General features: G+C 65.5%; 14 protein-coding genes and 1 tRNA gene. 7 read left to right on the top strand and 8 right to left on the bottom strand.

Features of this window, described 5'->3' with window-relative positions:
* Window positions 1-110: 110 nt before the first annotated feature.
* Window positions 111-941, bottom strand: a complete 831-nt coding sequence (locus QA649_RS23470; RefSeq protein ID WP_283019273.1) for a helix-turn-helix transcriptional regulator — start codon at window positions 939-941, stop codon at window positions 111-113.
* Between the two features lie 97 nt (window positions 942-1,038).
* A complete protein-coding gene (locus tag QA649_RS23465; protein WP_283019272.1) occupies window positions 1,039-1,428 on the bottom strand; it encodes a nuclear transport factor 2 family protein in 390 nt (129 codons plus the stop codon).
* A 135-nt stretch (window positions 1,429-1,563) separates the two neighbouring features.
* On the opposite strand from QA649_RS23465, the gene QA649_RS23460 reads away from it, so the two are divergent.
* Window positions 1,564-1,866, top strand: a complete 303-nt coding sequence (locus QA649_RS23460; RefSeq protein WP_283019271.1) for a hypothetical protein — start codon at window positions 1,564-1,566, stop codon at window positions 1,864-1,866.
* Between the two features lie 72 nt (window positions 1,867-1,938).
* Here the strand turns inward: QA649_RS23460 and QA649_RS23455 are convergent, their stop codons facing one another.
* The 3 genes from QA649_RS23455 to glmS form a co-directional block, all read right to left on the bottom strand.
* Window positions 1,939-2,796, bottom strand: a complete 858-nt coding sequence (locus tag QA649_RS23455) for an NAD(P)-dependent oxidoreductase (protein WP_283019270.1) — start codon at window positions 2,794-2,796, stop codon at window positions 1,939-1,941.
* A 104-nt stretch (window positions 2,797-2,900) separates the two neighbouring features.
* Window positions 2,901-3,671, bottom strand: a complete 771-nt coding sequence (locus QA649_RS23450) for a DUF502 domain-containing protein (RefSeq protein WP_018642068.1) — start codon at window positions 3,669-3,671, stop codon at window positions 2,901-2,903.
* Window positions 3,672-3,750: 79 nt separating this feature from the next.
* Complete coding sequence (glmS, locus tag QA649_RS23445; protein WP_283019269.1) at window positions 3,751-5,577, bottom strand: glutamine--fructose-6-phosphate transaminase (isomerizing); 1,827 nt, start codon at window positions 5,575-5,577, stop codon at window positions 3,751-3,753.
* A 219-nt stretch (window positions 5,578-5,796) separates the two neighbouring features.
* Here glmS and QA649_RS23440 point away from each other — a divergent pair, with 219 nt between their 5' ends.
* Window positions 5,797-6,015: a hypothetical protein gene (locus tag QA649_RS23440; RefSeq protein ID WP_260424098.1), complete on the top strand. Its 219-nt coding sequence runs from the start codon at window positions 5,797-5,799 to the stop codon at window positions 6,013-6,015.
* Between the two features lie 6 nt (window positions 6,016-6,021).
* Here the strand turns inward: QA649_RS23440 and glmU are convergent, their stop codons facing one another.
* A complete protein-coding gene (gene glmU / locus QA649_RS23435) occupies window positions 6,022-7,389 on the bottom strand; it encodes a bifunctional UDP-N-acetylglucosamine diphosphorylase/glucosamine-1-phosphate N-acetyltransferase GlmU (protein WP_283019268.1) in 1,368 nt (455 codons plus the stop codon).
* A 169-nt stretch (window positions 7,390-7,558) separates the two neighbouring features.
* On the opposite strand from glmU, the gene QA649_RS23430 reads away from it, so the two are divergent.
* A complete protein-coding gene (locus QA649_RS23430) occupies window positions 7,559-8,914 on the top strand; it encodes a hypothetical protein (RefSeq protein WP_283019267.1) in 1,356 nt (451 codons plus the stop codon).
* Window positions 8,915-9,068: 154 nt separating this feature from the next.
* Entirely contained in the window at window positions 9,069-9,449 is a 381-nt protein-coding gene (locus QA649_RS23425; protein WP_283019266.1) for a hypothetical protein, read from the top strand.
* Here the strand turns inward: QA649_RS23425 and QA649_RS23420 are convergent.
* On the bottom strand, window positions 9,409-11,064 hold the full coding sequence (locus QA649_RS23420) for a beta-(1-6) glucans synthase (protein ID WP_283019265.1): 1,656 nt from the start codon (window positions 11,062-11,064) through the stop codon (window positions 9,409-9,411). The two genes, QA649_RS23425 and QA649_RS23420, sit on opposite strands and share 41 nt — an antisense overlap.
* Window positions 11,065-11,294: 230 nt before the next feature.
* Here QA649_RS23420 and QA649_RS23415 point away from each other — a divergent pair, with 230 nt between their 5' ends.
* From QA649_RS23415 to QA649_RS23405, 3 genes are all read left to right on the top strand, one after another.
* Window positions 11,295-11,888, top strand: coding sequence for a beta-1-3, beta-1-6-glucan biosynthesis protein (locus QA649_RS23415; RefSeq protein WP_260424105.1), 594 nt, complete (start codon window positions 11,295-11,297; stop codon window positions 11,886-11,888).
* Window positions 11,889-12,104: 216 nt separating this feature from the next.
* Window positions 12,105-14,774 (top strand): glycosyltransferase, encoded by a 2,670-nt coding sequence (locus QA649_RS23410; RefSeq protein ID WP_283019264.1) that lies wholly within the window; start codon window positions 12,105-12,107, stop codon window positions 14,772-14,774.
* Between the two features lie 326 nt (window positions 14,775-15,100).
* Window positions 15,101-15,176 (top strand) — tRNA-Lys (locus QA649_RS23405).
* Window positions 15,177-15,183: 7 nt separating this feature from the next.
* Here QA649_RS23405 and QA649_RS23400 read toward each other — a convergent pair.
* Complete coding sequence (locus QA649_RS23400) at window positions 15,184-15,405, bottom strand: hypothetical protein (RefSeq protein WP_283019263.1); 222 nt, start codon at window positions 15,403-15,405, stop codon at window positions 15,184-15,186.
* Between the last annotated feature and the right edge of the window lie 9 nt (window positions 15,406-15,414).

Below are 15,414 nucleotides of genomic sequence, written 5' to 3'. Positions count from 1 at the left end.
GCAATCCAGAATCTCTCCGCGGAAAGACTCTGGATTGCTTCGCTGCGCTCGCAAAGACGCTGCGGGTGGAGCTCGGCACACGTTGAACGGGCCGGCGCGCGGCGCGTCCCCTACCCGGCATGTGCGCGCAAGAACCTGCCGTGCTCGGCTTCGGTCGCATCGTTGGCGGGGAACATGCACTCGAGCCGCAGCTCTTCGGCCGTCACGGTCTGCGGCGTTCCGACGGTCGTGATCAGGGAGAAATAGTCGAGCGTCACGCCGTCCTTGACAAAGCCGAGCGGAAGCATCGGCATCGCATCGGAGGCCGAGGGCGCGCGCCATTCCGGCTTCACACCCGGGTATCGCGACAGTTCCTCCAGCAGCGCCCTGGTCCTGACGTCGACGACATGCCCGACCGCCTCGCGATGCACGCGGGCCAGCAGGCCGCGCGCGGTCTGCGCCCAGTTTGCGATGAAGGGGCGCATGCCGTCGGGATCGAACATGAGATGCAGCAGGTTCCGCGGGGCCGGGCGTGCCGACAGGTCGATGAAGCAGTTGAACAGACGCGGCGCGGCCTCGTTGGTCATCAGCACGTTCCAGTACCGGTCCATGACGATGGCCGGAAACGGCTCGTGCTGACGCAGCATGCGGCCCAGCGCGCGGTTGATGCTGGTCATGGCGGGCGCCTCGAGCGCGGGATCGCGATAGGATGGCGCGTAGCCTGCGGCCAGCAGCAGCTCGTTCCTCTCCCGCAGCGGGACGTCGAGGGCCTGGGCGAGATCGAGCAGCATCTGCCGGCTCGGGACGCTGCGGCCGCTCTCGACGAAGCTGATATGCTTCTGCGAGACGCCGGCATCGAAAGACAGGTCAAGCTGCGTCTTGCCGCGAATGTCCCGCCATTGACGCAGCAGCGCGCCCGCGGATGTCGCGCGGGCCTTGAGGGCGGCCGCAGTCGCTTTCATTATCAATAGATCCTTTCGGTGGTGCCGGATCGCCAACGCGCGAGCCATGGCGCCCCGGATCACCCGAGGCACCATGTGGGTCGCCGATGGCGGACAATCAACCGAACGCGACGGGCCCCACGGCACCCACCCAGTGGCGCACCTTGGTCTCGTCCCGCTCGTCCATGTAGAAGAAGTGCGTCATCGTCGGATGCACCGCCTTCATCGAGCGATCGTCGGGTGTCATGTCCACGACACCGCGAAACACCTTCAGCGAGCCGGCGTCCCAATATTCGGTGACGTGATGCAGCGCCGTGAAGCCGGTGTCGATGAAGGCCCTCAAATTGGCGCGGATCGCTTCGCGACCCCTCCAGTCGGCGACGCCGAGATTGCAGACAGCATCGTCCGCGAAGCAGTCGAAACCTCGTCCAAACGTCTTGTCGTCGATCTCCTTCCACATGTCGAGCAACCATTGCGGCGGCTCCTTCTTCGTGAACACGACTTGCATGTCTCTCTCCTCATGCGATGACGATGGTCGAAAGACTAGTCGGGCCGCGAACTGGCTCAATTACATGCGAGGTAATAAACTGGGCCTGGCCGGCGCCGTCTTTTCCCAAAGCCGATTTCGTGAAACCCTGCCTGAATGCGTGGGATCATCGTCGTTGGCTCACAGGGAAGCGGAAAGACGAGCCTCGCCCTGAAGCTCGGGCGAAAGCTTGGGCTGCCCGTGGTGCATCTCGATGTGCTCTACTGGCGGCCGGGCTGGAAGACGTCCGACGCGGCAAGCTTTCGAACGCGCGTCGCGGAAGCGATCGCGGGCGATGCGTGGGTCGTCGACGGCAGCTTCTCGGGGCTGGCCTTCGACCTCACGCTCGCGCGGAGCGCGTACCCGTCATCGAGGCCGAGCGGATGCAGTATGGCCCCGATGTCCCAGTCGTGCGCTTGAGGCGCGACCGCGACATCGCGAATTTTCTGGATTCCGTACGGCTGCGCGAAGCCTGATTGCTGAGCAGATGCCCTAGGACTTCTTCCGCGCGATGCTCGCGGCAAATGTCTTCATCAGCTCGGCATCCGCCGCCTCGCCATTCGCATCCTCAGCGAGGTGCTCGAACCAGCGCGCAAAACCCTCGTAGATCTGTCTGGCGGGATGATCGGCGCCTAGGAAGCCGGAAATCTCCCGCATCTCCGCAACCCAGCGATAGGCTTTCGGGATCATGTCCGGCAGCGCCACTTCGAGCCGGGCCAGGATCGCGGGCTGGCTCAGCGCGAGCTCGTCGCGCAGCGCATCGGCCGCTCCAGCTTTCGTTGCCGCAACCACCATGGCCGAGCCGATGCCGGCGAGGCCCTTGACGATGCCGGCATAGGACATTTTCAGCGCGGAGGCCGCGCCGACCGGGCCTTCGACGATCCGCACGTCGAGGCCGAGATCCTTCAGCACCGCGACGTCCTTCGCGTGCTCGCCGGACATGTAGAAGGCCGGGCTCTTGCCACCTCGCTGCGGCGGGAAGCCGATGATGCCACCGTCGACAAACGGCGCCTGCGCCGAGCCGATGATCTCCTCGATCCGTTGCACGGTGTCCACGTTGACCGCGTTGCAGTCGACCACGACCGGCTTCTTCGTGCGCCGGACGATCAGCGCGGCCAGGCGTTCGGCGAGTGCAACGGCCTCGCCCGGCGGCACGATCGAGAGGATGATGTCGGCGTCTGCGATCGCGTCGTCCTCGGCGCCGATCATGCCGGCATCCGCTGCCCGCTTCAGCGTCGCCTCGCTGCGGCCTTTCAAGGAGGTCAGCACGCGCGCGCCGTTTTCGCTGAGGCGGCGGGCCACGGCGCTGCCCATGGCGCCGGGTGCGAGGATCGCAATCGTTTTGGACATCGTGCACTCCAGGTCGAATTCCGAGCGATGCGCTCGGACCGACCGGAGACTAGCAGAGGATGCGAGTCCTTGCGTGAATGCGGCCATCCCGCAGCGGAATGGCCCTACTCCACCTTCGCAGGCTGGGGCTGGAGCGTCGAAGCGTTGGCGATGCGCGCGGCATTGGCCATGCCCGCGAGCGCGGCCGCCTTCTTCGGGTCGGGCGCCGAGCCCGGCTGCACCACACCGGCCGACATGATCAGCGTCGCGGCGTCTTCGGCGCTGAGGTCGACCTCGATGATCTTGCTCTTGGGCACGTAGAAGAAGAAGCCGGTGGTCGGGTTCGGCGAACACGGCAGGAACACCGAGACGTGCTCCTCCTGCCCCGGCAGGCTGCGGGCGATATCCTCGCTCGGCGATTGCGAGATCAGCACGATCGACCACATGCCGGGTGAGGGAAACTCGACCAGGCCCACTTTGCGGAAGCTCGAGCCCTTGCCCGAGAACAGCGTCTCGAACACCTGCTTCAGCCCGCGATAGATCGCACGCACCGCCGGGATGCGACCGAGGAAGGTCTCGCCGACGTCGACCAGCGTCCGGCCGATCAGGTTCGCGGCGAGGAAGCCGACCAGTGTCAGCGTGAAGAATGCGACAATCAGTCCCCAGCCGGGAACGCCGTAGGGCAGATAGGTCTCGGGCCGATAGGCCAGCGGCACGAACGGCCGAACCACGCCATCGACCCAGGTGACGAACCACCAGACGAGATAAAGAGTGATTGCGATCGGCCCCGTCACCACGAGGCCGGTCAGGAAGTAATTGCGGAAGCGGCCCATCAGGCCGGTATGCGGTTCCGGAGCGGGATCAAGCGGCGCGGGGACGTCGTCGCGGGTGGTCATTCGGGTTCCAGGTCAGTCGCTGCACTCAAGCTAGGGTCTTCTAGCAGGTTTTGGAAGAGTGCAGCCCGGTCCCTTCTGCCTATTCCACGGTCACCGATTTCGCGAGATTGCGCGGCTGGTCGACGTCGGTGCCCATGATGACAGCCGTATGATAGGCGAGCAGCTGCACCGGGACGGCATAGACCATCGGCGTGAACGCCGCCGCCATGTCGGGCATGACGATGGTGACGAGCGAGTCGACAGTCGCCTCCTCCGCGCCCTTGGCGTCGGTCATCAGGATGATCTTGCCGCCGCGGGCGGCGACCTCCTGCATGTTCGAGACGGTCTTCTCGAACACCCGGTCATAGGGCGCGATGACGACGACCGGCATGGTCTCGTCGATCAGCGCGATCGGGCCGTGCTTGAGCTCGCCGGCGGCATAGCCCTCGGCGTGGATGTAGGAGATCTCCTTCAGCTTCAGCGCGCCTTCGAGCGCGAGCGGGAAGCTGGTGCCGCGGCCCAGGTAAAGCACGTCGCGCGATTTCGCGATCTCGCGCGAGAGCTTCTCGATCTGCAGCTCGGTGGTGAGCGCATCCGACATCAGTCGCGGGACCTCGACGAGGCCATGGACCAGCTTGGTCTCGTCCTCGTCGGACAATTCGCCTCTGGCCTTGCCGGCCGCGATCGCAAGATTGGCGAGCACCATGAGCTGGCAGGTGAAGGCCTTGGTCGAGGCGACGCCGATCTCGGGTCCGGCCAGCGTCGGCAGCACGGTCTCGCTTTCGCGCGCGATGGTCGAGGTCGGCACGTTGACGACCGCGATCGTGTGCACACCCTCGGCCTTGGCGTAGCGCAGCGCCGCCAGCGTGTCGGCGGTCTCGCCCGACTGCGAGATGAAGATGGCCAGATCGCCCTTGCGCAAGGGCGCCTCGCGGTAGCGGAATTCGGAGGCAACGTCGACCTCGACCGGCACGCGCGCAAAGCGCTCGAACCAGTATTTTGCGACGAAGCCGGCATAGCTCGCGGTGCCGCAGGCGGTGATGTTGATGCGCTGGATATTCTTGAAGTCGAACGGCAGCTTGACCGGCAGCGCGACCCGCTCGGTCGCCATGTCGACATAGCGCGCCAGGGTGTGGCCGACCACCTCCGGCTGCTCGTGGATCTCCTTGGCCATGAAGTGGCGGTAATTGGCCTTGTCGACCAGCGAGGTCGAGGCCGCATGCCTGATCTTCTCGCGCTGGACGGCGTGGCCATCCTTGTCGAAGATGGTGGCGCTCTTGCGGGTCAGCACGACCCAGTCGCCGTCCTCGAGATAGCTGATCGTGTCGGTGAACGGGCCGAGCGCGATGGCGTCGGAGCCGAGATACATCTCGCCGTCGCCGTAACCGATCGCAAGCGGCGGGCCGTTGCGGGCGCCGATCATGAGGTCGTCGTCGCCGGCGAAGATGAAGCCGAGCGCGAAGGCGCCGCGCAAGCGCCCCAGCGCCAGCTTGACCGCTTCCACGGGCTTGTTGCCGCGCGTGAGCAGATCATCGACGAGATGCAGCACGATCTCGGTGTCGGTCTCGGTGTGGAATACCGTGCCGTTCTTTTCGAGCTCCTCGCGCAGCTCGCGGAAATTCTCGATGATGCCGTTGTGGACCACGGCGACGCGCTCGGTCGCATGCGGGTGCGCATTGTTGACGGTCGGCTTGCCGTGAGTGGCCCAGCGGGTGTGGCCGATGCCGGTCGTTCCCTTGAGCGGCTCGGCTTCCAGCCGCTTCTCCAGGTTCTTCAGCTTGCCCTCGGCGCGGCGGCGCTCGAGATGCTTGCCTTCGAGCGTGGCGACGCCCGCGGAGTCGTAGCCGCGATATTCAAGACGTTTGAGCGAATCCACCAATTGCTCTGCAACCGGTTCACGCCCGAGAATGCCGACAATCCCGCACATGCGGATCAATATCCCCCAAATCGTCGAAAAATCGCCAAAATGACGCGCTCAGTTTTTAGCGAAATTCCGAGGGAACCATATACTCAATAATTATTGCTGATTGAGACAGCATTCGCCGGCACCATTGCCGGCCTGCGTCGATGTGGCCGGCCTTTAACCCCGCGCGTTAACTTGTTGTCAACAAGTTTGACCAACGATTCCGGTCAGGAGAACAAGGCCATGAAAGGCTCATCCGACCGTAAAGGTCTGTCGTCATTGTATCTGCGTGCCAGCGAGACCTCGGGCACGCACCTCGCCCATTGGCCGCCGCCCCAGCGCGGCAAGGAAAGCAAGCCGGTCTTCATCAAGCATAAGCAAGGTGAACCCGCCAAGCGCGCCAAGCCGCGCGGCTGGCGCCTGACCCGCGCGATCTTCTCGGAATTCGCCGACGACGAATAGCGGCGCTCACTTCTCCGGCTTCTTTTCCAGTTTCTTGCCGCCCGTCTTCATCTCGCGATAGCGAGCCGCACCGCCTTCCCGGATGGTCTGCTGGTTGCGCTCCAGCGCCATGGCATCATCGGGCACGTCGCGCGTGATCACCGAGCCGGAGCCGATATAGGCGCCGTTGCCGATCTTGACCGGCGCGACCAGCGAGGAGTTGGTGCCGACGAAGGCGCCCTGCCCGATGATGGTCTTGTGCTTCTTGAAGCCGTCGTAGTTGCAGGTGATGGTGCCGGCGCCGATGTTGGAATTGGCGCCGACCGTGGCATCGCCGATGTAGGAGAGATGGTTGACCTTGACGCCGGCCTCCAGCGTCGCCGCCTTGGTCTCCACGAAATTGCCGATGCGCGCGCCGTCGCCGAGCGTGGTGCCGGGACGAAGCCGCGCATAGGGGCCGATCGAGACCTTCTTGCCGAGCGTGGTCTCGACGATGTGCGAGAAGGAATGGATCACGGCGCCATCGGCGATCGACACGCCCGGCCCGATCACCACGAACGGCTCGATGGTGACGTCCTTGCCGAACACGGTGTCGGCGGACAGATACACGGTCTCGGGAGCGATCAGCGTGACGCCGGCCTCCATCGCCGCTTTCCGCAAGCGCGCCTGCATCACGGCTTCGGCCTCGGCGAGCTGCGCCTTGGTGTTGATGCCGCGCACCTCGTCCTCGCTGGTTTCGATCACCACGGACTCCCATCCCTGCTTGCGGACGATTTCGACCGCATCCGTCAGATAATATTCGCCCTTGGAATTGGCATTGCCGATCGTCTCGAGGATGTCGAGCGCACGGCGTCCGTCGATCGCCATGACGCCGGCATTGCACAGATCGATCTTGCGCTCTTCCGCGCTCGCATCGGCCTGCTCGCGGATCGCGACCAGGCGGTCGCCCTCGACGATGAAACGGCCATAGCCGGTCGGGTCGGCGGCGCGGAAGCCGAGCGCGGCAATCGCCGCGCCCCTGGCGAGCGGCGCGCGCAGCCGCGCAAAGGTCTCGGCCGAGATCAGCGGCGTGTCGCCGAACGCGATCAGGAGATCGTCGGCGCCTCGCGCGATGGCCTCGCGCGCCGCCAGCACCGCATGCGCGGTGCCGAGGCGTTCGCTCTGCACGAAGGTGAGCGCGTCGGGGCGGATGCGCTTCGCCTCATCCGCCACCGCCTGATGATCCGGTCCGATCACGACAGCGAGCGAGGTGCCGGTTCCCTTCGGTGCGGCGGCGAGCACATGGGCGAGCAGGCTCTGGTGAGCGACGGGATGCAGCACCTTCGGCAGGTTCGATCGCATCCGCGTGCCTTCACCGGCGGCGAGCACGATCGTGAGGCTGGAACGGGCGGTCATCGCAATCCTGTCAGATACGGCCGAATCAATTGGCGCGGCAGGCGCCGCCCTCGTGAGCTGCCGCCTTGCTACCCCCGCAAACGCCCGGAATTCAAGTGCGACCGAGTTTTCCTGTTAATGTTCCCTGATTGATTCGGGGAAGCCGGACAGGGCTGGGCATTTAACGTTCATGGCAAAGGATTCCGACCCACTGGCGGACGCCTTCGGCACGAAGGAGACCGGCGGGCTGTTCTCCGGACTTTTGGCCGAGGAAAGCACCTTCGACCGCCGCATGATGTGGCGGCTGGGCTCGTGGGGCGTGGCCGCCGTCGGCGCCGTCGTCATTGCCGTGATGGCCAACCAGGCCCAGCTCGGCTGGCGCCGTGACCAGATGGCGTCTGCCGATCTCGCGCGCCAGGCCGACCGGCTGCAGCTGCTGACCAAGGACAGCCAGAACGAGGCGCGCCGCCTCGCCGCCGCCATCGAGACGCTGAACACCGATCGCGACCGGCTCTATTCGCGCGTCACGGTGCTGGAGCAAGGGCTCGATTCCGTCACCGGCGCGATCGCCAGGCAGAGCGCAAAGCCGCAGGACACGCCGGCCCCTGACGCACAGCCCGCCGCGGCTGCGCCCAGCGTCGGGCCGGTGGCCTCGGTGCCGGCGGCCCCTAGCGACAAGCCGCGCGCAACTGCCAAAGACCAGGCGAAGGAGCCCGCAAAGGACGCAGCGAAGGAGCCGGCAAATCCGTCGCCGCAGACCGCGGCTGCCGCCTCCCTGGTCTCACAGGCGCCGGCAACGACCTCGGCGCTGCCGATGCTCCCGCTGGTGCCGTCCAAGTCGATCATGGCGCCGCCCGATCCCGCCGCGTCCAAATTGGTTCAGCCCGAGACGGAGAAGAAGCCGGAGCCAGCGCCCGCTCCGACCGAAGTCGCCGCGGCCGCACCGGCCAAGGCGCCGGAGACGGCCGAGAGCGAGGCGCCGGCGATCGCGGTCCAGCAGACACGCTTTGCGATCGACCTCGGCGGCGCCAACTCGATCGACGGCCTGCGCGCGCTGTGGCGCGGCGTGACCAAATCCAATCCGGAAGTCGCAGCGCTGCGTCCGATCATCATGATCAAGGAAGGTGGCAACGGCATGCAGCTGCGCTTGGGGGCCGGCCCGCTGATCAATGCCGCCGCCGCCGCAAAGCTCTGCGCCGGACTATCCGAGAGCAGCCGCCACTGCGAGACCACCGTGTTCGACGGCCAGCGGCTGTCGATGCGTGGCGGTTCGGAGAAGGGGCAAGACAAGGGGCAAGAGAAGTCTCAGGACCGGGTTCAGGAGAACAACGCCGAGAAGACGCAGGACGCAGCACCGCAAGCCGAGACTGCACCCGCGCCCGCGCCAAACGCAAAACCGGACAAGCGTCGCCGGAGCTACTCTTCCAAGCGCTCATCGAAGCGCGAGGAGCCCGCGCCTGCCCCGGCACCGCAGCAGCCCGCGCCGCAGGCAAAGCCGGAGGCGGCGTCGGCGGGCTCGACGCTGACGTCGTTCTTCAGGCGGTAGTGGGCTTCCATCTCAGGGAGCAGAAAATCGAAGCGCTGACGATCGGCAACGCATCTGCGCTGTGAATCGCGTTCCAGATTTTCTCACGCAGACTTGCCGAAAAACCTCCACCTGCCCTGTTGCCCCCTTCCCCCATCCCGACCATATTGCGGCCATGAGAAAAAAGCCCTTCCGCCTCACGCCCTACCAGGTGCAGTTCCTGCTCGTCGTCGGCTTCACAACCGTCGGCTATGCGCTTTACCTGCGCTATCTCGGCATCGAGCTCTCGACCGTCGGCCTTGCCTGCGACGCCGGCCTGCAGACGCTGATCTGCAAGGCGCGCGCGGTCTCGACCGTGCTGTTCAAGAATTCGGTGTTCGGTATCGTCGCACTGGTGGTGGCGACGCTCAACCTGATGCGGCCGTCGATCGTGCTGCTGACCGTCGGCATCATCGCCGCCGGCCTCGGCATCGTGCTCTACAATGTCGTGCTGTCGGGCCTTGCGATCGGCCTGCTCATTCTTGGATTTGCTCGGCCCGCGCCCGCCACAGCGTGAGCGCGAACAACAGAAACATCGCGCAGGTCCACAGCGACTGCCAGTTGTCGCGCCCCTCGTTGATGAGCACGTAGATCGCCGACAGTGCGAGCACGCCGGCGAACACCGCTTCCGCGATCGGACGCTGGCCGATCTGCGGACGGTTCAGCATCAAGAGCGCGAACGGCACCACCGCCATCGTCAGCGAGGCGTAGGGGAAGTCGTGGTAGCGCGGGTCGAACACGAAGCCGAGCGCGGTCTCGGCCGCGATCACCGCGGTCACCGCCAGCGTCAGGCCGAGCACGGCGGTGAGCTTCGACCATTTCCGGCCCTCGCGCGGACCGAGCAGATCGAGGAAGGTCGGCAGACTGCGGCCGATCACCATCGCCTGCGCGCAGAAGATCGGCGACAGGATGCCGGCGAGCAGCAGCGCGCCCCAATGCACCCAGCCGCCGAGGCCGAGGCTCTCATAGTACATCTTGTCCGCGCCGATCCCGAGCAGGCTCCCCGCCGTCGTTGCCGAGATCGCGACACCGAGCCAGGCCGAGAAGCGCGGCGTCCACGGCCGCCGGCGCAGCGTGATCAGCGCCACCGCGAACACCAGCACGCACAGGCCCATGCCGGCGCCCATGTACCATTTCCAGTACGGGAAATTGCTGATCGGCTGACCCGGCGGATATTTCAGGTTCCGGCGCACGGAGTCATAGAGTCCCCAATAGCCGCCAACGGTCCCTTCCAGCTTGCGCTTCCACGGCTGGTCGTAGGACTCGATCAGGTTGACGCGAAACTTGTTCGCCTTTGCCAGGCTGAGGATTTCCGAAACGACGCGCGCCTGGTTGGTGCGTGACGGCAGCGCGCCCTCGCGCATGCGCCCCGCGCTCGGCCAGCCGGTTTCGCCGATCAGGATCTCCTTGCCGGGGAACGCCACCGCCATGCGCTCGCGGATCGCCTCGACATGCGAGGCGGCGAATTTCGCCTTGACCGGAAAGTCCTCCCAATAGGGCAGGATGTGGATGGTGACGAAATCGACGGCGTCGTAGACCTCGCGGTTCTTCAGCCAGAACTCCCAGACATCGGCATAGGTGACGGGCACGCTGACCTGCGCCTTCACCGAGCGGATGATGGAGACGAGGTCGGCGGTCGTCATCTCGCCGCGCAGCAGCACCTCGTTGCCGACGATGACCGCGGTGATGACGTTGGGGAAGTCCTTGGTGAGACGGACGGCGAGCGCGGCCTGCTCGAAATTCTTGGTGCGGTTGCTGGAGAGCCAGATGCCCTGCAGCACCTTCATCCCACCGACCTTGGCGGCGATCGCCGGAACCTGGTCGAGCCCATTCTCCATGGAATAGGTGCGGACGCAGTCGGTGATCTCCTTGAGCTGGCGCAGGTCCTGCTCGATCTGCTCGGCCTCGATATGGGTCCAGGCGTTCAGCGGCGACTGCTCGCCGCGGAACGGCGCATAGGAGACGCATTGAACCTTCTCGGCGGGATCGATCGGGGCGCGCGCGAGCGTGATCGGCGTGGCCAGCCACCACCACACGGCAGCAATCACCCCCAGTGAAACGAGCAGAAGCGCCAGTGGCGTACGAAGAGAAATCGGTTCCGTCCTCCGCGAAGGGCCGTCGATTACCTGCATCCACGCCGTCTGCCAAGGGGGCACTCCGGATGGATCCCTCGCGCCCCCAATGAATTTACCTGCGGCCGTTCGACAGAGCCCTAGGATTGTGACTTTGCTGGACAAAATTCGAAATACAGGTCATGGGACTCGGCGGGAATTTTCCGCCGCATTGGAGACCCATTTGGACGCCATCACGGCGCGTCCGCGGGATCCTGACGCGGGCGGTCAGTGGAGAAGTTGGGGAATTCATGCGGCAACGGGTGCGTCAGTCACGAAATGCGGTCCTGCGGCAGTTCGCCGCCACCTTGGCCGTATCCGCCCTTCTTGGTCTGGCGGGCCTTAATGGCGCCTCCGCCCAGAGCGGCACGCCGGCGCCCGACCAGGGCAAGGCCGCCGCCCAGCCCGCCGACGCCGCCAAGGACGCCGCCCAGAACCAGCGCCGCACCGACGAATTCGCCGAAGCCGCCCAGGTCATCAACGGCCCGGCCGGCAACCCCGAATGCGTCTGGCTCGGCCGGCGCGTGGTGCGGCTGATGTGGCGGGATGACCTCGATACCGCGTTCCGCCATCTCGACCTCTACGACCGCTTCGGTTGCCCCGGCGGCCATATCCAGGCGGCGTTCCGCTGCCTGACCCGCTTCGGCGGCCAGATCGATCCCAAGGTCGCCGAGACCCTGGACAGCCGCGTGCACGCTTGCTGGATCAACCCGGCCTCCCAGCCGCAGCAGGCGGCAGCTAGCGCGTCCCAGCCGGCAGCGCCGACCGCCGGCAATGCGCCTGCCCCGCAGCCGGCCGCGAGCCCCTCGCCTGCGGCAAGCCCGACACCGGCGCCCCAGAAATAGTCGCGATCGTTTCAGCTCTCGTTCAGGAACGATCGGCCATAGACGCGGTTGGCACTGCCACGCGTCGTTCGAAAAGCCCATGCCCTCATAAGGACATGAGCCCATGACAGTTGTGAAACCGCGCGGCAGAGGTATGCTCCATTTGCCGCGGACTTGGTCGGATCTCGGGGTCGGGTCCGCTTCCCTGCCACCTCAGCCCCTTTTGGTTTAGCCGCGATGCGCGTTGTCGCCGCCGTTCTGTTGCTCGTGTCCGTGCTTCACGCTGGGCTGTGGGGAGTCTTGCGCGACAAGGAACCCGCTCCCGATTTCAGGGGCCTGTTGCCCAGCGTCTCCTACGCGCCGTTCGAAGGCTCGGCCCACCCCGACATCGACAACATCCCGAGCGTGGAGAAAATCCGCGCCGACCTGAAGACGCTGTCGACGATGACGCGCGCGATCCGCCTCTATTCGTCCACGGGCGGCGTGGAGCTGGTGCCGCCGGTCGCGGCCGAGTTCGGCCTCAAGGTCACCGTCGGCGCCTGGATCGACAAGGACAAGGATCGCAACGAGCGCGAGATCAAGGCCGCCATCGAGCTCGCCCGCAAGAACAGCAACGTCGTCGGCGTCGTGGTCGGCAACGAGGTGATCTACCGCGGCGAGCAGAAGGTCGAAGACCTCATCGACATGATCAAGAAGGTGAAGGGCTCGGTGCGCGTGCCCGTCACGACCGGCGAGATCTGGAACATCTGGCGGGACAATCCCGACCTTGCCTCCAACGTCGATTTCATTGCCGCCCACGTGCTGCCTTATTGGGAAAACTTCCGCTCGGACCAGGCGGTCGACCAGGCCGTCGACCGCTACAACCTGCTGCGCAATTTGTTCCCCGGCAAGCGCATCGTGATCGCCGAGTTCGGCTGGCCGAGCCAGGGCTACAATTTGCGCAACGCCGACCCCGGTCCGTTCCAGCAGGCGCTGACCCTGCGCAACTTCGTCAGCCGCGCCGAAGCCATCGGCATGGAATACAACATCGTCGAGGCCATCGATCAGCCCTGGAAATTCTTCGAAGGCGGCGTCGGTCCGTACTGGGGCATCCTCAACGCCAGCCGCGAGCCGAAATTCGCCTGGACCGGCCCGGTGGAGAACCCCGACTATTGGAAGCTGATGGGAATCGCGCTCCTGGTCGGAGTTCTCCTGTCGCTTCCGATCCTGCGGCTTGAAAAGCCGACCGCGAAGCAGGCCTTCCTGCTCTCGGCGACCGCCAACGGCGTCGGCGCCTGGACCGCGACCGTGTTCGCGTTCTGGAACAGCCACTATTTCATCTTCGGCTCGGCCTTCGCGCTGACGCTCGGCATGATCCTGCTTGTTCCGCTGGTGCTGATCGCGATGGCGCGCATCGACGAGATCGCGGCGGTCGCCTTCGGCCGCCCGCCGCAGCGGCTGCTCGCCAAGGGCAAGCCGGTCGAGAACGTGCCGGAGAATTACTATCCGAAGGTGTCGATCCACATCCCCGCCTATTTCGAGCCGGTCGACATGCTCAAGCAGACGCTCGATGCGCTGTCGCGGCTGAACTATCCGAACTACGAATGCGTCGTCATCATCAACAACACGCCCGATCCCGCGTTCTGGCAGCCGATCCAGGATCATTGCCGCGCGCTCGGTGAACGCTTCAAGTTCATCAACGCCGAGAAGGTGCAGGGCTTCAAGGCCGGCGCACTGCGCATCGCGATGGACCGCACCGCCGTCGATGCCGAGATCATCGGCATCCTCGATGCCGACTATGTGGTCGAGCCCGACTGGCTCAAGGACCTCGTGCCGGCGTTCGCCGACCCGCGCGTCGGCCTCGTGCAGGCGCCGCAGGAGCATCGCGACGGCGACCTGTCGATCATGCACTACATCATGAACGGCGAATATGCCGGCTTCTTCGACATCGGCATGGTCCAGCGCAACGAGCTCAATGCCGTCATCGTGCACGGCACGATGTGCCTGATCCGCCGCGCCGCGATGGATATGGCCGGCGGCTGGTCAAGCGACACGATCTGCGAGGATTCCGATCTCGGCCTTGCGATCCAGGAGCTCGGCTGGGTCACGCACTACACCAATCACCGCTACGGCCAGGGCCTGCTGCCCGACACCTACGAGGCGTTCAAGAAGCAGCGCCATCGCTGGGCCTATGGCGGCCTGCAGATCGTGAAGAAGCACTGGCGCCGCTTCTTGCCGGGCGCGAGCCGGCTGACGGCGGACCAGAAGCGCGAATACGGCCTCGGCTGGCTGAACTGGCTGGGCGCCGAAAGCCTCGGCGTGGTCGTGGCCCTGCTCAACCTTGTCTGGGTGCCGATCGTCGCCTTTGCCGACATCGCCATTCCCGACAAGATCCTGACGCTGCCGATCATCGGCGCCTTCATCGTCTCGCTGGCGCACTTCCTGTCGATGTACCGCGCGCGCGTCGCGATCAAACCCGGCCAGATGCTTGGCGCCATGATCGCCGCTATGAGCGTGCAATGGACGGTGTCGCGCGCGGTCGCGCAGGGCCTGATCACCGAGCACATCGCCTTCGCCCGCACCTCCAAGGGCGGCCTCAGCAGGATGTCGATCGAGTTCCAGGCGTTCTGGGAGGCCGTGATCGGCATCCTGCTCCTGGTCGGCGCCGGCGTGCTGGTGGCCTCGAACAGCTTCCGGCAGATCACCGAGATCTACATCTTCGCCGGCGTCCTGGTGCTGCAAAGCCTGCCGTTCCTCGCGGCGGTCGCGATTGCCATCCTCGAGCTCAGCCGCATCAACTCGTTCCAGTTCTGGCGCGACAGCGCGATCCGCACCGCGGAGCTGATCGGCCTGCGCCCGGTCGCCCTGCCGACCCCGGCCGGAACGCCGCAGCCGGTACCGAACGAGGTGCGGCGGGAGGCGAACTGACGAACCCAAGACGTCGCGGCGCGGGCGAGCCCCCGCGCCGGCGGCCCATACGGCAGTTCGGCGTGGATGACGCCCCGCCAATCGGGTTGAAAATTCCGCCTTAAGCTGTGGGCACCGCGAACAAATCCGCGCTGCTGCCGCGAGTTTCGGCAGCCACCCCCGCTATTGACCTCCGCAGCCACTCCCCCTACACAGCGCGGGCCGAAAGCATGATCCGGAAACGGCCGGTTTTCCCCGCAACGCGAGTTCAGCGTGGCGGCAAGACATGCTTCTCGAATGTCCGAAGACGATGGCGATCTCTTTATCTTAGCCATCAGCGGCCATGGGAGCGCGTAGCTCAGCCGGTAGAGCACGTGACTTTTAATCACGGGGTCCTGGGTTCGAGCCCCAGCGCGCTCACCAACCAAAATCAAAGACTTAGCTCCGATCCAGAGCCGACCGAAAAGCCTCGTGTGGGCACCGTGTTGGCAAATCGATTGGCAATCTGTGCATCGAGGATCGCGGCGCGATAGTTGCCGGCCATGATAACGAGCCCTGCTCTCTCTTCGGGCGTCACCGCGCCGGCTGCCAGATCCCAGCAGATGCGCTCCATGCGCGCGAGTTCGTCGATGTCGTGCTGATGCTGCCCCACGGCCGCGGA

The organism is Bradyrhizobium sp. CB1717 (genome assembly GCF_029714325.1).
GTDB lineage: Bacteria > Pseudomonadota > Alphaproteobacteria > Rhizobiales > Xanthobacteraceae > Bradyrhizobium.
The sequence above is the reverse complement of the archived record's forward strand: the minus strand, read 5'-3'. Positions and strand labels throughout refer to the sequence as shown.